At 69.6% G+C, this 1611-nt stretch carries 1 protein-coding gene; it reads left to right on the top strand.

Translation table 11 applies throughout. The features are described from left to right. Nucleotides 1–268 precede the first annotated feature (268 nt). Nucleotides 269–1611: IS110 family transposase (locus DD1DGNOD_RS10180; protein ID WP_131769980.1), on the top strand; the 1343-nt coding region annotated here is incomplete at its 3' end.

The raw sequence follows: 1611 nt of genomic DNA, 5'->3' as shown, positions 1-1611 counted from the left end.
AAAAGTTCCCCTGGCCCTTCGGGCACGCCGCCCCGGCGGGAAAACCTCGCCCACCCCTTCGGACGCGCCCGGAGCAGCCTGGCAGGGTGCGGGTTGACCGCCTGTCCAACGCCGTCCGTTCCTTGGCCTTCGTTGCCGTCCAAAAGTTTGGCGAGGGATCTTGACCTTGCGGGTCGCCCGCTGTGCCTCGAGCACGCCAGTCAGAGTGTTGATCTTTGTCGGTCCCCGGGCGGTCGTCACCTGTAGGTATCGATCGGTTGGGGGCGCGGTGGACGGTTCGGTCGAGGTCGTCGTGGACGACAGCGAGCAGATCCTGGAGCGGGTCGCGGCGATCGACGTCGCGAAGGCGTCCGGGAAGGTGTGCGTGCGGGTCCCGCACGACACGCGGGAGGGCAAGCGGGTCACCCGCGTCTTCGACGTCACCGCGACGGTCCCGGCGGTGGAGGAACTGGCGGACCACCTGGTCTGCCAGGGCATCCAACGGGTCGTCGTCGAAAGCACGTCGGACTACTGGCGGATCTTCTACTACTTGATCGAGGAGCGGGGCGTTGAGGTGTGGCTGGTCAACGCCCGGGATGTCAAGAATGTCCCAGGAAGGCCCAAAACCGATAAACTGGACGCTGTCTGGTTAGCCAAGTTGAACGAGCGCGGGATGCTGCGGCGGTCGTTCGTGCCCTCGCCGGACATCCGCCGGATGCGCGACCTCACCCGGATGCGGGTCGACCTCGTCGCGGACCGCACGCGGCTCAAGCAGCGCACCGAGAAGCTGCTCGAGGGCGCGCTCATCAAGCTCTCGTCGGTGATCTCGGACCTCTTCGGGGTCGCGGGCCGGCGGATCCTCGACGCGCTGGTGGCCGGGGAACGCGACCCGCGCCGGCTCGCCGCGCTCGGGACCGGCCTGAAGGCCACCCCGGAAGCCCTGACCGCGGCGCTGACCGGCCGGTTCACCGACCACGACACCTTCCTACTCAAGATCAACCTTGAGCAGATCGACGCGCTCGACCAGCAGATCGCCGCACTGTCCGCGCGGATCGATCAGATGACCGCTGCGATGCCCCTGCCCGCCCTCCCGACCGGCACCGACGAACCCGGCCCGGTCGACGGGGAGACCGTGGTCAACGGGGTGGCCGGGACGGTCTCGACTATCACCGGTGAGATCCTCCCGCCCGCCGGCGGGCGGCCGGGACCGCGGACGGTCGCGGACCTCGTCGGCCTGCTCGACGCGATCCCCGGGATCGGCAGGGACGCCGCTCAGCTGATCCTCGCGGAGATCGGCGTCGACATGGCCCCGTTCGCGACCCCGGGGCATCTGGCGTCGTGGGGGAAACTGACCTCGCGCACGATCCAGAGCGGTGGGTCCCTGCGGATGGGCAAGACCGGCCGCGGCAACCGGTACGTACGCCGCACACTCGGCACGGCCGCGACCTCCGCCGGGCGCACCAACACCTTCCTCGGCGCACGCCACCGGCGGATACGCGCCCGCCGAGGCCCACTGAAGGCCCTCGTCGCCACCGGCCGCTCCATCCTGGAGATCTTCTGGCGGATCGTGCACGACCAGGTGCCGTTCCGGGAACTCGGCGCGGACTACCACACCCGCCAGCAGGACCCGGA

It is taken from the genome of Candidatus Protofrankia californiensis, from assembly GCF_900634765.1.
Lineage (GTDB): Bacteria > Actinomycetota > Actinomycetes > Frankiales > Frankiaceae > Protofrankia > Protofrankia californiensis.
This window is presented reverse-complemented; position numbering and strand designations above follow the sequence as displayed.